Below are 16897 nucleotides of genomic sequence, written 5' to 3'. Positions count from 1 at the left end.
TTACCGCGGCTGCTGGCACGTAGTTAGCCGTGGCTTTCTGGTTAGGTACCGTCAAGGTACGAGCAGTTACTCTCGTACTTATTCTTCCCTAACAACAGAGTTTTACGACCCGAAAGCCTTCATCACTCACGCGGCGTTGCTCCGTCAGACTTTCGTCCATTGCGGAAGATTCCCTACTGCTGCCTCCCGTAGGAGTCTGGGCCGTGTCTCAGTCCCAGTGTGGCCGATCACCCTCTCAGGTCGGCTATGCATCGTTGCCTTGGTGAGCCGTTACCTCACCAACTAGCTAATGCACCGCGGGCCCATCTGTAAGTGATAGCCGAAACCATCTTTCAATCATCTCCCATGAAGGAGAAGATCCTATCCGGTATTAGCTTCGGTTTCCCGAAGTTATCCCAGTCTTACAGGCAGGTTGCCCACGTGTTACTCACCCGTCCGCCGCTAACGTCATAGAAGCAAGCTTCTAATCAGTTCGCTCGACTTGCATGTATTAGGCACGCCGCCAGCGTTCATCCTGAGCCAGGATCAAACTCTCCGAAGAAATGTTTGACTTGCTCAATTTTAAAAAAATAAAAATTAACGTTGACGTTTGTCGCTTTGTTCAGTTTTCAAAGTTCAACCGCCGCTCTTAAGCGACTTTTTAATCTTACCAGTTTATATCTTTCTTGTCAACAACTTTTTTAAGAAGTTTTTTCAAGTTTTTGATAAATTTAGTATCGCTCATCGGCGACGTATATAAATTTACCACGGATATTTTAAAGCGTCAATAGATTTTTTAAAATAAATCGTGTTTTTTTAGAAAAACCTTTTATCCAGGCTATAAAGTCATATGTCAGGGTATCTATACGTCATAACCGCACCGTATCAGATACCCTTTATCTCTCTATCATTTCGCCACATAGTGTCTATGGTACAAACTCTTTCCTTTGGTTTCTACTTTTTTTACCGTAATGATATCTTTTTCAATTAAAAACTCAAGAAGTATTCCTAAATCAATAGCATAAGGGCGTATTTCGGGATGATGAACAAGTTCATTAAACGTCCATTCCTGCTTTTCACTTTTCATAATATGAACAAGATGCTTCGCACCCAATTCAGTTTTTTTGTTTACTAGAAATTCACTCGCTAAGAAAAGCAGCTCTAAACGCTTGCTAACCTCTTCTTGGCTAATAATTAGTTCTTCGTAAAGACGATGAATTTCAGGTTCTATTTTTTTCACTTGGTTCCATACTGTCACTTCTGGGTGAAATCCATTTTCCAACACAGACAGTCGTGCTAAATGATGAAGAGCATGAATGACATGATTGAATGCATCTAAATAATGATTAGACGCATAAAAGTCTTTTCCTTCTTTAAATCGGCGAATCAACTTAGCAAACTCGACACCTATTCTCTTTGTCCGATCTTCTCTAGGGAAATCAATTAAGCGTTTCTTTAAGTTTTCCATATATTCGTTTCGATCAAATAGCACTTTACCATTTAAGATCCAATCAATAATTCGGCGGTTCGTCCCATTCATAATCCATTCACTCATTTGCTGTTCAGAAGCCATATAAAGTGCCGCACGCTCATTTTCATATTCGTATTGTTTAATAAAAAGAGAAGTTTCTGTAGTTTTGGTCACAATAAATAAGATAGCATCCAAATTATCCGTCACTGGAGATTCTGATTTCTTTTTTTCAATCAGTAAAATACCTAGTGTGTCTTTATTGCTAGCTCTTTCTTGATATATTGGCCGTAAAACATCTTCCATTTTGAGCTCTCCTAACTGTAATAGACAAATATTTTTCAAAATTTTAAAGGCTATGGACTAAGATTTCTTTTTTTATTATATACGATGTATAACGGATATCCCACTCAGAATTATGGAAATCATTCAGAAAGCTCAAAAACCAACGATAATTTTCCGAAGATTCAATTTTTATCACCATTCACTGTCTCACTCTATGATATATTGGTAACAGGGGGGATACTGATGGGGATAAAGTATTCAAATAAAATTAACAAGATTCGCACGTTTGCACTCAGCCTGATCTTTGTTGGTTTCATTGTTATGTATGGGGGAATTTTCTTTCGGTCTTCAGTCTGGCTAATGACTATTTTTATGCTTCTGGGGTTGCTGTGCATCGTAGCCAGTACCGGCGTTTATTTCTGGATTGGCATGCTTTCTACAAAAGCGGTTCAAGTAACCTGCCCTACATGTCAAAAACAAACCAAAATGCTAGGGCGCGTAGATATGTGTATGTATTGCAACGAGCCGCTTACGCTTGACCGGTCTCTTGAAGGAAAACAATTCGATGAAAAGTATAATAGAAAAAAACAAAAAGAAAGCTGATAGTATCACTACTATCAGCTTATTAATGCGCTTTTTTAGCCGTACAATCAGGACACGTTCCGTAAATTTCCATTCGGTGGTGACTAATATCAAAGTCAGTAATATGAGCAGCCAGCTTTTCTACTTCGTCTAAACCAGGATAATGAAAATCCACAATTTTTCCGCAGCTTTCGCAAATCACATGGTAATGCTCTGTTGTAACATAATCAAATCGGCTTGATGCATCACCGTACGTTAGTTCCTTTACAATACCTACTTCGCGAAATACTCTTAAATTATTGTAAACGGTTGCTACACTCATATTTGGAAACTTACCTTCCAGCGCTTTATAAATATCATCTGCTGTTGGATGTGTCATGGAATTGATTAAATACTCTAAAATAGCATGACGTTGTGGTGTAATACGAACGCCAGTACCTTTTAACGTTTCAAGGGCTTCTTGTAAATGATTTGACACGTCATGCACCCCTCTTCTGTAAGTATTATTACTTTATAATTCTTATAATTAGTCTACATGTTTTACCCACGTTTTGTCAACTTGATGCCTATTCCTATTTTATGTAATAAGTAAAAATTATTCATATATTTTATGCAAAAAAAGAAGTGTGGAAATCAATCCACACTTTTAAATATATTAACATCTGAGGAGGTATGCCCTACACTGATATTGTATGTTCAAAGACTAAAACTGCTCTAGTTATCTGCCTGTTTTTATGCCATTTTTTCTTTAATAAATGATAAAGCTTCTTCCACATGCCCTTTTACTCGAACCTTGCGATACTCTTTTACGAGCATTCCTTCTTTATTAATGATAAAAGTGGAGCGTTCAATGCCCATATATTCTTTTCCAAAGTTTTTTTTCAGTTTCCATACTCCATACTCTTCAGCTACGCTGTGATCTTCGTCAGCTAAAAGTAAGAATGGAAGGCCGTGCTTATCAATAAACTTATGGTGTTTGTCGATTGGATCCGGGCTCACTCCTAGAATCACCGCATCTAGCTCTTCAAAATTTTCATGCTGGTCTCTGAAATCACAGGCTTCTGTTGTACAACCTGGCGTCATATCTTTCGGATAAAAATACAGCACAACGTTTTTTCCTTTCATCGACGCTAGTGATACTTGCTCTCCATTTGTAGACATCAATACAAAATCGGGTGCTTTTTCTCCAACTACAGCTGTCATATTTATCTTCTCCTTTACGCTTTTCATTTTCTTTGAATAGCGTACCCAATATTAGATAAGATGACAAGTTTAAGTGCGGGTAACAGTTCGCATCACAAAGATTGCAGGCATAATATAGCCGATAAACGCTTCAAAAGTTGCAAATAATTTCCCAACTCCAACCGGATACATATCTCCGTATCCTACTGAAAATAACGTCGCTGCGCTGAAATACATGCTGTTAAACAGCGTATAAAAATAATGACCTTCATGTTCAAACCCTCCGCTTAACACTGGAATACTCCCCATCTCACACACTGTATAAATAAGGCTAAATCCCAATAAAACTGTGATATATGAATAAAACAAAACAAAGAAATGACCAATTGAGAAAAAATGAAATTCTCCAAGTTCTTTTTCAAAGAGAAACTTCATACTACCAATTACAAAAACAATGATAACGAGGATTAGAAAAATAACCATCATTCTACTCCTTTAATTTATACTCTACTACCACTATACGCGCGTTCTTGTCCATTCATTACTACTCCGAAGCCACGAAAAAGAGCAGGCATTTAATTGCCTGCTCCTCTGTATTTTTTGACACCTGTATTCCATAAGAAAATAGAGATTACAAAAAAGACGATTCCCATAACTGGGGTTAAAAATGCATATCCGTACCATTCTGACCTTCCTAAGAAATAAGCAGCTGGATATACACCTACAAATGCAAAAGGAAGAATCCACGTTAAAACATATCGAATGACATTATTATAAATATCTACAGGATATCTTCCGTAGTTTCCAATATTATAAATAGTAGGCATAATAGAGGTTCTCGCATCCGACCAGAAGCCTATGCTTGCTAAGGCGATGAAAATTCCTGCGTATACAAGCGCTCCTCCTAAAATAAATAATAGAAAAATAAAAACATCATACCACTGGAAATGGAGATGTAAAGAAGACGCAGCGTAAGCCATTACTGTAATCCCTGTGATACCACCAAACAATGATTCTAGTTCCATCCGCTCTAAAATAACTTGAAACAAACTGTGAATCGGCCGCGTTAAAATTCGGTCCATTTCTCCTTTAACAATGTACCGCTCGTTGAAATCCCAAATGTTAAAGAAAGACGAAAAAATAGCAAAAGGGACCAAAAAGAAACCATAAATAAAGATAATTTCCTCTCGTGACCATCCGTGCAGCGACTGAGTATGTCCAAATACAACTAAGATAAAAATCAAATTAACTGTTTGAAACAATAAGTCTGAAATAATTTCAACTACCATGTCGGTGCGGTACTGAAGCCTTGTTTTCATATATTGACTAATGTACTGAAAGAAAATCGAAAAATAAAACATTTTCATAGACTACCCTCCTTGAATAACCATTTTTTTCTTCGCTATATTCCACAAACATGCAATAGGGATAAATAGAAGTCCTGACCAAACTGCTTGTGTAATAAGAGCATTTATTACTTCCTGCCCTTTAAATCCATTTGTGAAAATCATGCTCGGAATATAACTAATGGCTTGAAAAGGGAAATAGCTCATAATATGTTGCGCCCAGAAAGGATAGAAACTGATGGGCAGAAGAAGTCCTGAAAACAAATCAATAACAACGCGCTTCGCTCGAATGAGTCCATCATTGTTAAAGAGAAAGAAAGTCGTAATACCCGTTAATAAATTAATTTGTGTATTAATAATGAAACTAAAAATTAAAGACAGTCCAAAATAAAGCCATGTTGCTGCATTTGCTGAGAACTGTACTGGAAATAAAAACGCGACAATAATCATGCCGGGCACTGAGAAAAACAGCAGCCGGAAAATTCCTTCTCCCAGTCCTTGCATTGTTTTCATACCAAGGTAGCTATAAGGCTTAATTAACTCTACTGCCACTTTGCCATCTTTAATTTCCATTGCCATTTCACGGTCAATGTTATTAAAATAAAAGGCTCTTGCCATCCATGAAACTGCTACATACGTTGTCATTTGGGTAATGGATAACCCTTGAATATTCTCTTTTCCTCCATAAATAGCGGACCATAAAAAGTAGTAAGCACCAATATTAATCGCATAAATCAATATTCCGCTGTAATAATTCGTCCGATACGCAAGCATCATTAAAAAGCGAATGCGTATCATCTCTATATATTTATCCATTCACAACACCTTCTTCATAAATGTTGCGGATGATTTCTTCCGTCGAAATTTCTTCAATGTTAATATCACTGATTTCATGCTTTGCCACCACTTTAGCAATCAGCTGTGACATTAAGTCCCCTTTATTTTGAAGCTGCGCTGTCCACAAATATTTTTGATCACCTTCAATCCAGTTAACAGGCATCCCTTGCGTCAATAGCTTCAACTGTTCTTTATTTGGCGCGGTTCCAAATTCAAACGTAACTTGTTTAAGGTCTCCCCAATTCGAACGCAGCTTTTGCAGCGATCCGTCATAAATAATACTGCCTTCATCCAGCATTACAACGCGTTCACATAAAGCTTCAATATCTGCTAAATCATGTGTCGTAAGCAAAATCGTCGTATTATATTTTTCATTAATTTCTTTTAAAAATTGGCGGATTTTTAATTTAACTAGTACATCTAAACCGATCGTTGGTTCATCTAGAAATAGAAGCGGCGGATTATGAATAAGAGCAGCAGCCAGCTCACAGCGCATTCTTTGACCTAGAGAAAGCTTTCGCACCGGCTTATCTAGTAGCGGTCCAATATCTAAAGTTTGAATAACGTGCTCCATATGAGCGTTATAATCTTCATCTGACACTTTGTATACTTTTTTTAACAGGCGAAAAGATTCTTGTACGGCAATATCCCACCACAGCTGAGAGCGTTGACCAAAAACAACTCCAATCGTTTGGGCAAACTTCTCCCTTTCTTTATGAGGGTTCATTCCATTTACGGTAATGTCGCCTGAAGTAGGAGTTAAGATTCCTGTCAGCATTTTGATTGTGGTCGATTTCCCCGCTCCGTTTTCTCCTATATACCCTACCATTTCCCCTTGTTTTACGGTAAACGAAATATCGTTCACAGCTTTCATGACTCTATAATTACGGGTAAATAAATCCCGGAATGCCCCTTTAAGGCCAGAGCGGCTAGAATAGGCTTTAAATTCTTTCCGAAGTTGATTCACCTCAATAGCATTTTTCATTGTATTCCCTCCGTTACGTCGACGTATTAGTGGTTTCTTTTATTGTTTCCGGCTCCCTTGCTAGCAACTCCTCCAAGAGACGAGGAACTATTTTCTAGCAGTTAGCTCACAAATTTCTATCATACACGTTCTCGAATGTTTTTCAAGAAACAAATAAGTTTGATAGAATAAAGAAGTTGAACTTTTCATTAGGAGGCATACTATGCAATTTACAAAATCAGAACAATTACACGCTGAAGCGCTCGAACATATTGTAGGCGGCGTTAACAGCCCTTCACGTTCATATAAAGCCGTAGGAGGCGGAGCACCTGTTGCAATGGAGAAGGCAAGCGGAGCTTATTTCTGGGACGTTGATGGAAATAAATATATTGACTATTTAGCAGCTTACGGTCCTATTATTACGGGACACGCTCATCCTCATATCACGAAAGCTATTACAAAAGCAGCTGAAACGGGTGTTCTTTACGGTACTCCAACTGCTCATGAAGTCACATTTGCTAAAATGCTCAAAGAAGCGATGCCGGCACTAGATAAAGTGCGTTTCGTCAATTCTGGAACAGAAGCAGTTATGACAACGATTCGCGTAGCACGTGCTTATACTGGACGCGATAAAATCATTAAATTTGCAGGTTGCTATCACGGCCATTCTGACCTCGTGTTAGTAGCAGCTGGATCTGGTCCTTCTACACTTGGAACTCCTGACTCTGCAGGCGTACCAAAAAGTATCGCTAATGAAGTTATCACAGTTCCTTTTAACGATATCCAGCCTTACAAGGAAGCATTAGAAAAATGGGGCGATCAGATAGCGGCTGTTTTAGTAGAACCAATCGTTGGAAACTTTGGAATTGTTGAACCGGAACCTGGCTTTTTAGAACAAGTAAACGAATTAACTCACGAAGCTGGAGCACTTGTTATTTATGATGAAGTTATTACAGCGTTTCGCTTTATGTACGGTGGAGCTCAAGATTTACTGGGCGTAAAACCTGATCTGACTGCCTTTGGAAAAATCATCGGCGGCGGTCTTCCAATCGGAGCCTACGGCGGTAAGAAAGAAATCATGGAAAAAGTGGCGCCGCTTGGACCGGCTTATCAAGCAGGTACAATGGCAGGAAACCCAGCTTCTATTCTTTCTGGGATTGCTTGTCTTGAAGTACTAAAGCAAAAAGGTGTTTATGAACAGTTGGATAAGCTAGGGGCGATGCTCGAAGAAGGTATTTTAAAACATGCTCGTACATATAACATGCCTATTACCATCAATCGATTGAAAGGCGCTCTTACTCTCTACTTTACAACAGAAACGGTTAAAAACTATGAACAAGCAGAAAACACAGACGGCGAATTATTCGCACGCTTCTTTAAACTAATGCTTCACCAAGGAGTCAACTTAGCTCCTTCGAAGTATGAGGCATGGTTCCTTACTACAGCTCATACAGAACAAGATATTACCGACACATTAGAAGCAGTGGAAAAAGCATTTAAACAGTTAAGTGAAGAACGCTAATTTTTACTCTAAAGCACTCATTTGAAAATGAGTGCTTTTTTGTTTTGCCTTTGGGTTTTCTTATAGAACATTCCGCCCCCTCATAACCATTTCTTACACGCTATCTCCTTTTTGTCAGCCTGTCGAAAAATCCCGAGAAATACCCTTATTTTTCTGCTTGTTTTCTCTTGATATCCATTCTTAAACCTTGTATAGTATGTTATTGTTTATATTATTTCCAACAGGTTATGTAATAAAGAAGGATTGATTTTTGCAATTTATCATTTGTTTTGGGGAACATTCTTCATAACGAAAAAACTTTTTTACAGAAAGGAACTACGAACGCACATGAAACTTGGTGCCCGCATCTTAAAAACGGGAATTGCCATTACACTTTCATTGTTATTAGGTGAATTTCTAAGTTTACCATCTCCAATATTTGCGGCAATTGCGGCAGTTTTTGCAATTCAACCGTCTATTTACAGATCTTATTTAACAATATTGGAGCAAATACAGGCGAATGTGATTGGAGCTGCTTCTGCAGTTTGTTTTGGACTTATTTTTGGTACCCACCCCATCATTATTGGTTTTACCGCTGTTGTTGTCATCGCAGTCAACTTAAAATTACGTATTAATAATACAATTGGGCTTGCGCTTGTGACAGTAATTGCAATCATGGAAAATCCAGGAGATAATTTCGTTGAATATGCGCTTATACGCTTTGGTACAGTGTTACTTGGGGTATTCTCAGCATTTATTGTCAATCTTATTTTTATTCCGCCAAAGTATGAAACAAGATTGTATTATAAAATTGTAAGCACAACGGAAGAAATTATTAAATGGATTCGCATGAATCTTTATCACGCATCTGAGCACACATTGTTAAAAGAAGACATTGAAAAAATGAAAGACAATGTGGCTAAAATGAATCAAATCTTTGATTTTTACAAAGAAGAACGCACTTATTCAACCAAAAAACGTTTTGTTAAGTCACGCAAGCTCGTTTTATTTCGTCAAATGATTACCGTAACAACACGGGCTCTTACAACCTTGAAACTACTTCACCGAGTAGAAAATGATCTTCAAGTCATGCCGCAGCAATTTCAAGATTTAATCAAATCTGAAGTTGAGTGCCTGTTAATGTATCATGAGCAAGTATTATTAAAATTCATTGGGAAATTACGCGTACAGCCAACCACTACTGTACCAAACGAAGCCTGCGTTGGAAAACGAGCTTTAATCGATAAATTTATGCAGTACAAAATATACGATAATGATGAAGAGAATAAGGTTATTTATCATATCTTCCCTTTAATTTCTGTCATCATTGAGTATAGTGAAGAGTTAGAGCATCTTGATAAGCTGATTGATACGTTCCAAAACTATCACAAAGATGATAACTCATTTGATATTAATCATCAGCGACAAGAAGATTAAAAACACCACCTATTGTTAGCCAATAGGTGGTGTTTTTAAATTGTATCAAGCTGCTGAACGTTAAAGAGCTGATAGTAATGACCTTTTTTCTTGATTAACTCCTCATGAGAACCTCGTTCGACTACTCTTCCATTTTCTAAAAGTACAATTTCATCAACATGAGTAATTGTAGATAAACGATGGGCTACAATGAAGGTCGTACGGTCTTTTGCTAGTTCAGCTAATGCTTCTTGAATATAGTGCTCACTTTCCAAATCTAGAGCTGAAGTGGCTTCATCAAAAATAAGAATAGCTGGATTTTTTAAAAATACGCGCGAAATGGAAATACGCTGCTTCTGTCCCCCTGATAGCTTCATTCCCCGCTCTCCCACTTTTGTATCATATCCTTCGGGCAAATTCATAATAAAATCGTGGGCATTTGCGGCTTTTGCCGCAGCAATTACTTCTTCATCTGTCGCTCCTGGCTTTCCAAGCAGTATATTGTTTTTAACCGTGTCACTAAACAACACTGTATCCTGCAAGACGATTCCAATCTTATCTCGCAGGCTGCGTACTTTATAGGTTTTGATATCAATGTTATCAATGAGAATTTTCCCCTCTGTCACATCGTAAAAGCGCGGAATTAAGCTGATAAGCGTGGATTTACCTCCTCCGCTCATTCCAACAAACGCAACGGATTTTCCTTTTTCTACATCTAAATTAATATCATGAATCACAGGTTTTTCTTCTTCTTCATAAGCAAATGAAACGTGGTCAAACTGAACCTTTCCATGAAGCTCAGTACATTCTTTTGCATCTTTTTTGTCTGTAATATCGTATTCTTCATCAATGAACTCAAACACCCGGTCCATAGATGCAACAGACTGCGTGAGCGTAGTCGATGAATTGACCAAGCGGCGAAGCGGATTATACAAGCGGTCAATGTACGCAACAAATGCTACCATCGTTCCTACGCTAAGACTTTCTGTGATGACTTGATATCCAGCAAATGTAATCACGATTAAAGGCGCCAAATCGGTAATGGTATTCACTACTGCAAATGTTTTTGCATTCCAATTCGTATGATTGATTGCTTTTTGTAGAAAATTTGAATTTTGCTTATCAAATTGTTTCTGTTCATGAGGCTCAATAGCAAAGCTGCGAATAACAGAGATCCCTTGAACCCTTTCATGTAAGTGCCCCTGCACTTCCGCTAAAGCCTGCGAACGGACTCTTGTTAAATGGCGAAGACGACTGTAAAAATATTTTACAGAGAACGCATAAACCGGCAGCAAAATAATCGATACCAGTGTTAAAGGTACATTCATCGTAAACATAATCACAATGGCTATTACAATCGTCATCATATCAAGCCATACATTCATTAAACCTGTGATAACAAAGTTTTTTGTTTGCTCTACATCATTAATGACTCGTGAAATCACTTCACCCGCTCGAGTATTTGCATAATAACGTAAGCTAAGCTTTTGAATATGGCTAAATAACTGATCCCGAATATCATATAATACTTTGCTCGATACCCACTGAGCATAATACTGTCTGTAATATTCAATGGGAGGTCTTAACACTAAAAATATAACAAACGAAACCCCCATAATCGTCACCATTTTATGAACTTTTTCAGAGGAAGACATGCCATGTCCATTTACGATATCGTCCAAAACATATTTCAAAAGCAGCGGAATTAATAAAGGAATAGCAAATTTAATAATACCAATTAATACAGTGCCGACAATTTGCCATTTGTATGGCTGTACAAACTTCATGTAGCGTCTTATACTTCCCATAAAATCTCCCCTTTCTATCTATGAGGGCAAGCTTTCTTAGTATATGTACACGCGTCGATTTTTTAGTGCTTTTATCTCTTCTAAAAGATGGTGAGCATAACGCCAAAAAGAACATTATATCAAACAGTCAGCTTTAGACGGCCTAACATAATGTTCTCTAGATCATTCATCAAGAATGCCGATATGTTAAAAAACGCTCATACCAAATGTCAATGAAATCTGGAGCAAACGGGCCTTTTCGCTGTCGAATCCAACCTTTTAACTCCTCTACGTGATTATGTAAAATACGGTCAATCACTTCTGGATAATTCATTTCTTTTCGATGCTTCTCATATTCATCTTCATCAAGAAGGGTGTATGTCATATCTGGATAGACTTTGATATCTAAATCATAATCAATATATTTGAGCGCTTCATTGTCATCATAAATGAATGGCGAACTGATATTGCAGTAATAATAAATTCCATCTTCACGGATCATCCCAATGACGTTAAACCACTGCTGAGCATGAAAATAACAAATTGCAGGCTCTCTTGTGACCCATGTTCGTCCATCTGATTCTGTAACGACCGTACGATCATTTCCTCCAATCACTAAGTTATTGGTTGCTTTTAATACGGTTGTCCGATCCCACACGCGATGAATATGTCCATTATGCTTGTAGCTGTGTATTTGAATTGTTTCTCCTTCCACCGGAATTCCCATCTCCAATACCTACTTTCATTTTAGCACTTAAAAAAATTCATATAACGTCTCCATTTGTCTTATGTTTATTATAACGGTTTCTCTCTCATTTTAACACAAATGTGCTAACCTTCTTGAGTTCAAAAAAGTCACTCCCCCTGCTTTTCCTTTGCTTGGCAGCCTTAAAAAAGAGAGGAAGTGACACATCAATGTTCATTAAGCAAGTGTAGAGCAAGCCCCTTCACTTTTATATGTACGAATAATGTCTTCGGTTTGTGCTTCAAACGTCAATTGAATCTCTTTTAATTTTAGCTTCATTTCACTAATTTCATCTTGCACAGAATGAAGTTTTGCTTCTTCATGAAGTTTTATTAGTTCACCTTCAATTTCCTGACAGCGCTCAATCTCAGACTGCAAAAACAGAAGTTGATCCATGGTCTCCAATTGTTGAGTCACTAGCTGATCAAATTTTTTCATACGATAGCTCCTCCCTATTTGCTTTAACCATACACGCGGCACTTCTGTTAACATTCTGTTTAGGTGATACAGATTCCTTTGACGAGTTGTGTAAAGTTTCAAGAAGTTTTGTCATACTTTGTTGCTTTTTATATAAGAAAAAGCGAACTTAACATCGCCGTATGAAAGACGTTAAGTTCGCTTTTGATATTAACCTTGGTATTTACTAGAGTTTTGGTTTTTCTTTGCTTCAGCTTGTGCGTTTTGTTGTCTCACTTCTTGAGCACTTGTTTCGCTAGCAAATTCAGTACCGAAGTTGTTTTTAGATGCTTGAGCATTTTGGCTTTTGTTTGCCGCAGCTTGTGCATTTTGTTGTTTCACTTCTTGTACATTTGTTTCGCTACCAAATTCAGTACCGAAGTTGTTTTTAGATGCTTGAGCATTTTGGTTTTTCACGTGTTGTGTGCTTGTACCAGATGCTGTTTTGTTTGTTTGTTTTGCCATTGTAATCACCTCCACGAAAATTAATATGCCCGGGAGGTAAATAGGGTATGCAAACTTTTTTCAGTATTTTAAGGCGCAAGCACAAAACACATTTACCTTACATTAAAAGTGAACGCCCTCCGTCAATAATAAGCGTTTGACCGCAAATCATATTTGCTTGATCGGACACTAAGAACATAACTGCATCTACCATGTCTTTTGGCTCCACCATACGACCAGCTGGAGTATGCTTGCGTGCATCATCTAGAAGCTCATCGCGATTTGGGAAATGTTTTAATGCTTCTGTATCCACAGCTCCTCCAGATACAGCATTTACCACAATATTCTTTGGAGCCAGCTCCACTGCTAAATAGCGGGTCAACGCTTCTACAGCCGCTTTTGACACGCCTACTGTTGTATAATTTTCTAAATAGCGAATAGACCCAAGCGAACTGATGGTAACAATCTTTCCTCCGCCTACTTTTTCCATACGCTTAGCAGCTTCTTGTGCACAGAATAAATACCCTTTACTATTGATGTCCATTGTCCAATTCCAGTGAGTTTCTTCTAATTCCATAATAGGACGTAAAACCCCTGAAGCCGCATTACTTACAAATACGTCTAAGCGACCGAATGCTTCATCAATTTGCTCAAACATTTCTTTAATTTTTTCTACTTTTCCTACGTTTGCTTTAACAACTAATGCTTCTCTGCCTAATGCTTTGATTTCTTCCGCTACTTCCTGCGCTGCACTTTTGCTTCGTGCATAGTTTAATACAATATCGTATCCTTCTTTAGCAAGACGTAAGGCAATTTCTTTACCAATACCTCTGCTGCTTCCCGTAACTAGTGCTACCTTTTGTGACATGATGTCATCTCCCTTATGTATCGTATTATCTTTACATTGTACTGATTTTATCGCATAAGAAACAAGTAATATAGGGAAAATAGATAAAACTTGATGAAATGAACGAGGTGAATAGAATGTATATAGGTAGAGACATGACGGCTCTTTCAATGATTTCTAAAAGCGATTGGAAAGACAGCGAGCTTGCGTTTTTCCATCACTCTTTACAGCAAATGACGCCGTATTTAAATGCTGAAGGACAAAGTATTCATCAGCAAATTATTAAAGAAATTGAAGCACGGGGCGGGTTACAGCGCCACGAAGCAGATTATACACACGGCACGCATGTATCATATGATTAAATAAAAAGAAGCGCGGAGTTTATCCACGCTTCTTTTATTTAACAAGTAAATATTCTTTTAAGATTTTTTGATGGGAAACAGGAAATGCATATTGTTCTAAATCTTTTTCAGAAACCACTTTCAAATTTTTTAATGCACTGATATCACTTACAAGCTCTGCTTCATATACTGTGATGTTCCAGACAATATGAGAAAACACGTGCTGAATCGTCGTAAACGGTGCATGGATTTTAATATCGGCTCCGTACTCATTTTGAATAAATGCCTGAAGCTGCTGATGATCTGGCGCTATACTAAGATCTACTTCTATATTTGGAAATTCCCATAGGTTAGCTAAAAGCCCTTTGCTTGGACGTTTATGAATCAGATAATTTCCTTCCCCGTCTTTAATCACAGCTGCAGCAAGCTGAAGAGTACGCGGCGCTTTTTTCTTTGATTTAACAGGAAGCTCATTCTGCACTCCTTCTTCAAACGCGTGGCAGTGTTCGCGAACTGGACATAACAAACAGGAAGGAGAAGTTGGTGTACAGACAATGGCACCAAGTTCCATCATGCCTTGATTGAAATAGGAAGGATTATCTTTTGAAATAATTTCATGCACGATATCTTCAAACAGCTTTCTTGTTTTCGGTTTTGCAATATCATCCCAAACGGATAAAATGCGCGATAGCACACGCATGACATTTCCATCTACAGCAGGCTGCGGCACTCCGTATGCAATACTTAAAATGGCTCCTGTTGTATAAGGGCCTACTCCTTTTAGTTTAGAGATTTCTGCTGGCGTATTTGGAACTTCTCCCCCGTATTGTTCGTGAACTTCTCGAACGGCGGTTTGTAAATTACGGGCACGGGAATAATAGCCTAACCCTTCCCACGCTTTTAACACATCATCTTCATTCGCATAAGCTAAATCTTTAATAGTGGGAAATTTGTTAATAAAATTATTAAAATAAGGAATGACCGTATCTACTCTCGTTTGTTGAAGCATAATTTCAGATACCCACACTTTATAAGGGTCCTGATCTTGACGCCAAGGTAAAATGCGCTGTTCCTGCTCAAACCAAGAGATTAAGTCATCTTGAAATGCTCGAATATCGAAATTTTGTACAATATCTTTACTTTGTTTCACGTCATAGCCTCCGAGGTATTAACTATACATATACAATGTGTTGCTTTTTGAATCTTAGTAACTTTATGATAACCTTATAACAACTACAAATATGAATAGTAAAATGAATTGTTCAAATAATGAATAAAAACAGCTAATTTGCTGCGTTAGTAATAAAGCGAGATTTTTCGTCCTAAATCAAGCTTCCATGCTGAATTAGGACAATCTAAGATTGTCATTTTACAAAGGAGGAGTTCGCTCTGGATACTGGTACACACATTGCAATGGGAATCGCTTTAGGCGGCCTTGCAACATTAGACCCCACTGTATCTGCGAATACAGCCACACTGGATGCTGTAATGATTGGCGTAATGGCCGGGTCATTAGCACCTGATTTAGACACTGTTTTAAAGTTGCGAAACAATGCACAGTATATCCGCAATCACCGTGGAATTACACATTCTATCCCAGCCGTTATTTTATGGCCTTTGCTTATCGTGCTCATTCTTTCGCTTCTGCTGCCAGGAGCTAACTTACTGCATCTATGGATGTGGACCTTTGCAGGCGTCATTATTCACGTTTTTGTTGATATCTTTAACGCTTATGGTACGCAAGCTTTACGGCCTTTCACAAATAAATGGATTGCGCTTGGCGTAATCAACACGTTTGATTACGTGATTTTCTCAGCTCACGTACTTGCGATTTTAACCTGGTTTATTGGAGCAGAGCCAGGACCAACATTCATTACGCTGTATGTTTTATTGGCGTTTTACTATGGATTGCGCTTTTATATGCGCCACCAAATCGCCAAGAAGCTTCGAAAACAGTTTCCTGATGTTATCAAGCTCAATATCTCTCCTACAATGCGTTTCACTCACTGGCACTTAGCTGTGACGACCGAAAAGTATTTTCATGTAGGAAGAGCAATCGGAGAAGAAATTTTTATTTATGATACGTTTGATAAAGTTCCAATCCCCGAATCAGCAGTAATTGAAGTAGCGAAAAAAGATGAAAACTTATCTGCTTTTCTTTCATTTTCACCTATTTATAGATGGGAACTGGATGAATATAACGACCACATTGAAGTGCGCTTTATTGATTTACGCTACCGCAGCAAGGACTACTATCCATTTGTAGCCGTAGTCCAGCTTGATTACGATTTAAATATCATTTGTTCGTACACAGGTTGGATTTTCAGTGAGAAAAAATTGCGTAAAAAGCTTGATTATCTCCCGCACTAATCATAACAAGAACAAATATGAAACCCAAAAACGAACCGTCTGCTCAAGACGGTTCGTTTTTATTTAATGTTTTAAATAGTCATCGTTATTTAATAAATGCTGATATTTAGGGTTTTTAACCGCGATTTCATGAAGTTTGTCACCGTAGCTGTTGATATACATCGTAACAACCTTTTCCGTCGCTTCTTTACCTTTATAATCATATCCTGCTTTTGCGTAAGATGACTCAAAATCTTCCCAGAAAAGTTCAACCCACGTGCGAGCTTGAGCGTATGAGAGCGAACTGTTTTTATTTAATAGCTGATTCGTTAATCTTTCAAATATATCGTTCATAAGAACACCTCGAT

Annotated in this window: 19 protein-coding genes and 1 rRNA gene (1 of these 20 cut by a window edge); 5 read left to right on the top strand and 15 right to left on the bottom strand. The window is 37.9% G+C overall.

The genetic code is table 11. The features are described from left to right. Together LIS78_RS02165 and LIS78_RS02160 are read right to left on the bottom strand one after the other, a co-directional pair. A 16S ribosomal RNA gene (locus tag LIS78_RS02165) occupies positions 1-541 on the bottom strand (it extends 1010 nt beyond the left edge of the window). Positions 542-886: 345 nt separating this feature from the next. Beyond that, a complete protein-coding gene (locus LIS78_RS02160; RefSeq protein ID WP_195781338.1) occupies positions 887-1753 on the bottom strand; it encodes a nucleotidyltransferase-like protein in 867 nt (288 codons plus the stop codon). Positions 1754-1975: 222 nt separating this feature from the next. Between LIS78_RS02160 and LIS78_RS02155 the strand changes: the two genes are divergently transcribed. Continuing rightward, a complete protein-coding gene (locus LIS78_RS02155; protein WP_014461817.1) occupies positions 1976-2335 on the top strand; it encodes a YgzB family protein in 360 nt (119 codons plus the stop codon). A 22-nt stretch (positions 2336-2357) separates the two neighbouring features. Here LIS78_RS02155 and perR read toward each other — a convergent pair whose 3' ends face one another. From perR to LIS78_RS02125, 6 genes are all read right to left on the bottom strand, one after another. After that, the gene (perR, locus tag LIS78_RS02150) at positions 2358-2792 is read right to left on the bottom strand and encodes a peroxide-responsive transcriptional repressor PerR (protein WP_013055172.1); all 435 of its coding nucleotides are present in this window, start codon (positions 2790-2792) and stop codon (positions 2358-2360) included. 254 nt (positions 2793-3046) lie between these two features. Next, positions 3047-3517 carry a thioredoxin-dependent thiol peroxidase gene (gene bcp, locus LIS78_RS02145; protein WP_195781339.1) on the bottom strand — a complete coding sequence of 157 codons (471 nt, stop codon included), beginning with the start codon at positions 3515-3517 and terminating at the stop codon, positions 3047-3049. 69 nt (positions 3518-3586) lie between these two features. Next, on the bottom strand, positions 3587-3979 hold the full coding sequence (locus tag LIS78_RS02140; protein ID WP_045291958.1) for an ion channel: 393 nt from the start codon (positions 3977-3979) through the stop codon (positions 3587-3589). A gap of 92 nt (positions 3980-4071) precedes the next feature. Further along, positions 4072-4857 (bottom strand): ABC transporter permease, encoded by a 786-nt coding sequence (locus LIS78_RS02135; protein WP_209151703.1) that lies wholly within the window; start codon positions 4855-4857, stop codon positions 4072-4074. Between the two features lie 9 nt (positions 4858-4866). Further along, a complete protein-coding gene (locus LIS78_RS02130) occupies positions 4867-5658 on the bottom strand; it encodes an ABC transporter permease (protein ID WP_043977886.1) in 792 nt (263 codons plus the stop codon). After that, positions 5651-6664: an ABC transporter ATP-binding protein gene (locus LIS78_RS02125; protein ID WP_013055167.1), complete on the bottom strand. Its 1014-nt coding sequence runs from the start codon at positions 6662-6664 to the stop codon at positions 5651-5653. The genes LIS78_RS02130 and LIS78_RS02125 overlap by 8 nt, the downstream gene beginning before the upstream one ends. A gap of 202 nt (positions 6665-6866) precedes the next feature. Here LIS78_RS02125 and LIS78_RS02120 point away from each other — a divergent pair, with 202 nt between their 5' ends. Together LIS78_RS02120 and LIS78_RS02115 are read left to right on the top strand one after the other, a co-directional pair. Continuing rightward, on the top strand, positions 6867-8165 hold the full coding sequence (locus LIS78_RS02120; protein ID WP_195781340.1) for a glutamate-1-semialdehyde 2,1-aminomutase: 1299 nt from the start codon (positions 6867-6869) through the stop codon (positions 8163-8165). 327 nt (positions 8166-8492) lie between these two features. After that, entirely contained in the window at positions 8493-9581 is a 1089-nt protein-coding gene (locus tag LIS78_RS02115) for an FUSC family protein (RefSeq protein ID WP_057240319.1), read from the top strand. Positions 9582-9616: 35 nt separating this feature from the next. Here the strand turns inward: LIS78_RS02115 and LIS78_RS02110 are convergent, their stop codons facing one another. From LIS78_RS02110 to fabL, 5 genes are all read right to left on the bottom strand, one after another. Continuing rightward, on the bottom strand, positions 9617-11368 hold the full coding sequence (locus LIS78_RS02110; RefSeq protein WP_195781341.1) for an ABC transporter ATP-binding protein: 1752 nt from the start codon (positions 11366-11368) through the stop codon (positions 9617-9619). A 169-nt stretch (positions 11369-11537) separates the two neighbouring features. After that, positions 11538-12074, bottom strand: a complete 537-nt coding sequence (ntdP, locus tag LIS78_RS02105) for a nucleoside tri-diphosphate phosphatase (protein ID WP_013055163.1) — start codon at positions 12072-12074, stop codon at positions 11538-11540. A 195-nt stretch (positions 12075-12269) separates the two neighbouring features. Continuing rightward, complete coding sequence (locus LIS78_RS02100; RefSeq protein WP_013081548.1) at positions 12270-12530, bottom strand: YgaB family protein; 261 nt, start codon at positions 12528-12530, stop codon at positions 12270-12272. Between the two features lie 189 nt (positions 12531-12719). Further along, the gene (locus LIS78_RS02095) at positions 12720-13013 is read right to left on the bottom strand and encodes a gamma-type small acid-soluble spore protein (protein ID WP_116741765.1); all 294 of its coding nucleotides are present in this window, start codon (positions 13011-13013) and stop codon (positions 12720-12722) included. A gap of 97 nt (positions 13014-13110) precedes the next feature. After that, on the bottom strand, positions 13111-13860 hold the full coding sequence (fabL, locus tag LIS78_RS02090; protein ID WP_016762867.1) for an enoyl-[acyl-carrier-protein] reductase FabL: 750 nt from the start codon (positions 13858-13860) through the stop codon (positions 13111-13113). A gap of 116 nt (positions 13861-13976) precedes the next feature. Here fabL and yfhS point away from each other — a divergent pair, with 116 nt between their 5' ends. Further along, positions 13977-14201, top strand: coding sequence for a mother cell protein YfhS (gene yfhS, locus LIS78_RS02085; RefSeq protein ID WP_195781343.1), 225 nt, complete (start codon positions 13977-13979; stop codon positions 14199-14201). A 34-nt stretch (positions 14202-14235) separates the two neighbouring features. On the opposite strand, the gene mutY is transcribed toward yfhS, so the two are convergent. Further along, entirely contained in the window at positions 14236-15330 is a 1095-nt protein-coding gene (mutY, locus tag LIS78_RS02080; protein WP_252284590.1) for an A/G-specific adenine glycosylase, read from the bottom strand. Between the two features lie 239 nt (positions 15331-15569). Between mutY and LIS78_RS02075 the strand changes: the two genes are divergently transcribed. Beyond that, positions 15570-16550: a metal-dependent hydrolase gene (locus tag LIS78_RS02075; RefSeq protein WP_195783331.1), complete on the top strand. Its 981-nt coding sequence runs from the start codon at positions 15570-15572 to the stop codon at positions 16548-16550. A 63-nt stretch (positions 16551-16613) separates the two neighbouring features. Here the strand turns inward: LIS78_RS02075 and LIS78_RS02070 are convergent, their stop codons facing one another. Then, on the bottom strand, positions 16614-16883 hold the full coding sequence (locus tag LIS78_RS02070; protein WP_013055156.1) for a YfhJ family protein: 270 nt from the start codon (positions 16881-16883) through the stop codon (positions 16614-16616). Positions 16884-16897: the final 14 nt, after the last annotated feature.

The sequence above is a fragment of the Priestia megaterium genome (genome assembly GCF_023824195.1).
GTDB classification, from domain to species: Bacteria; Bacillota; Bacilli; order Bacillales; family Bacillaceae_H; genus Priestia; species Priestia megaterium_D.
This window is presented reverse-complemented; position numbering and strand designations above follow the sequence as displayed.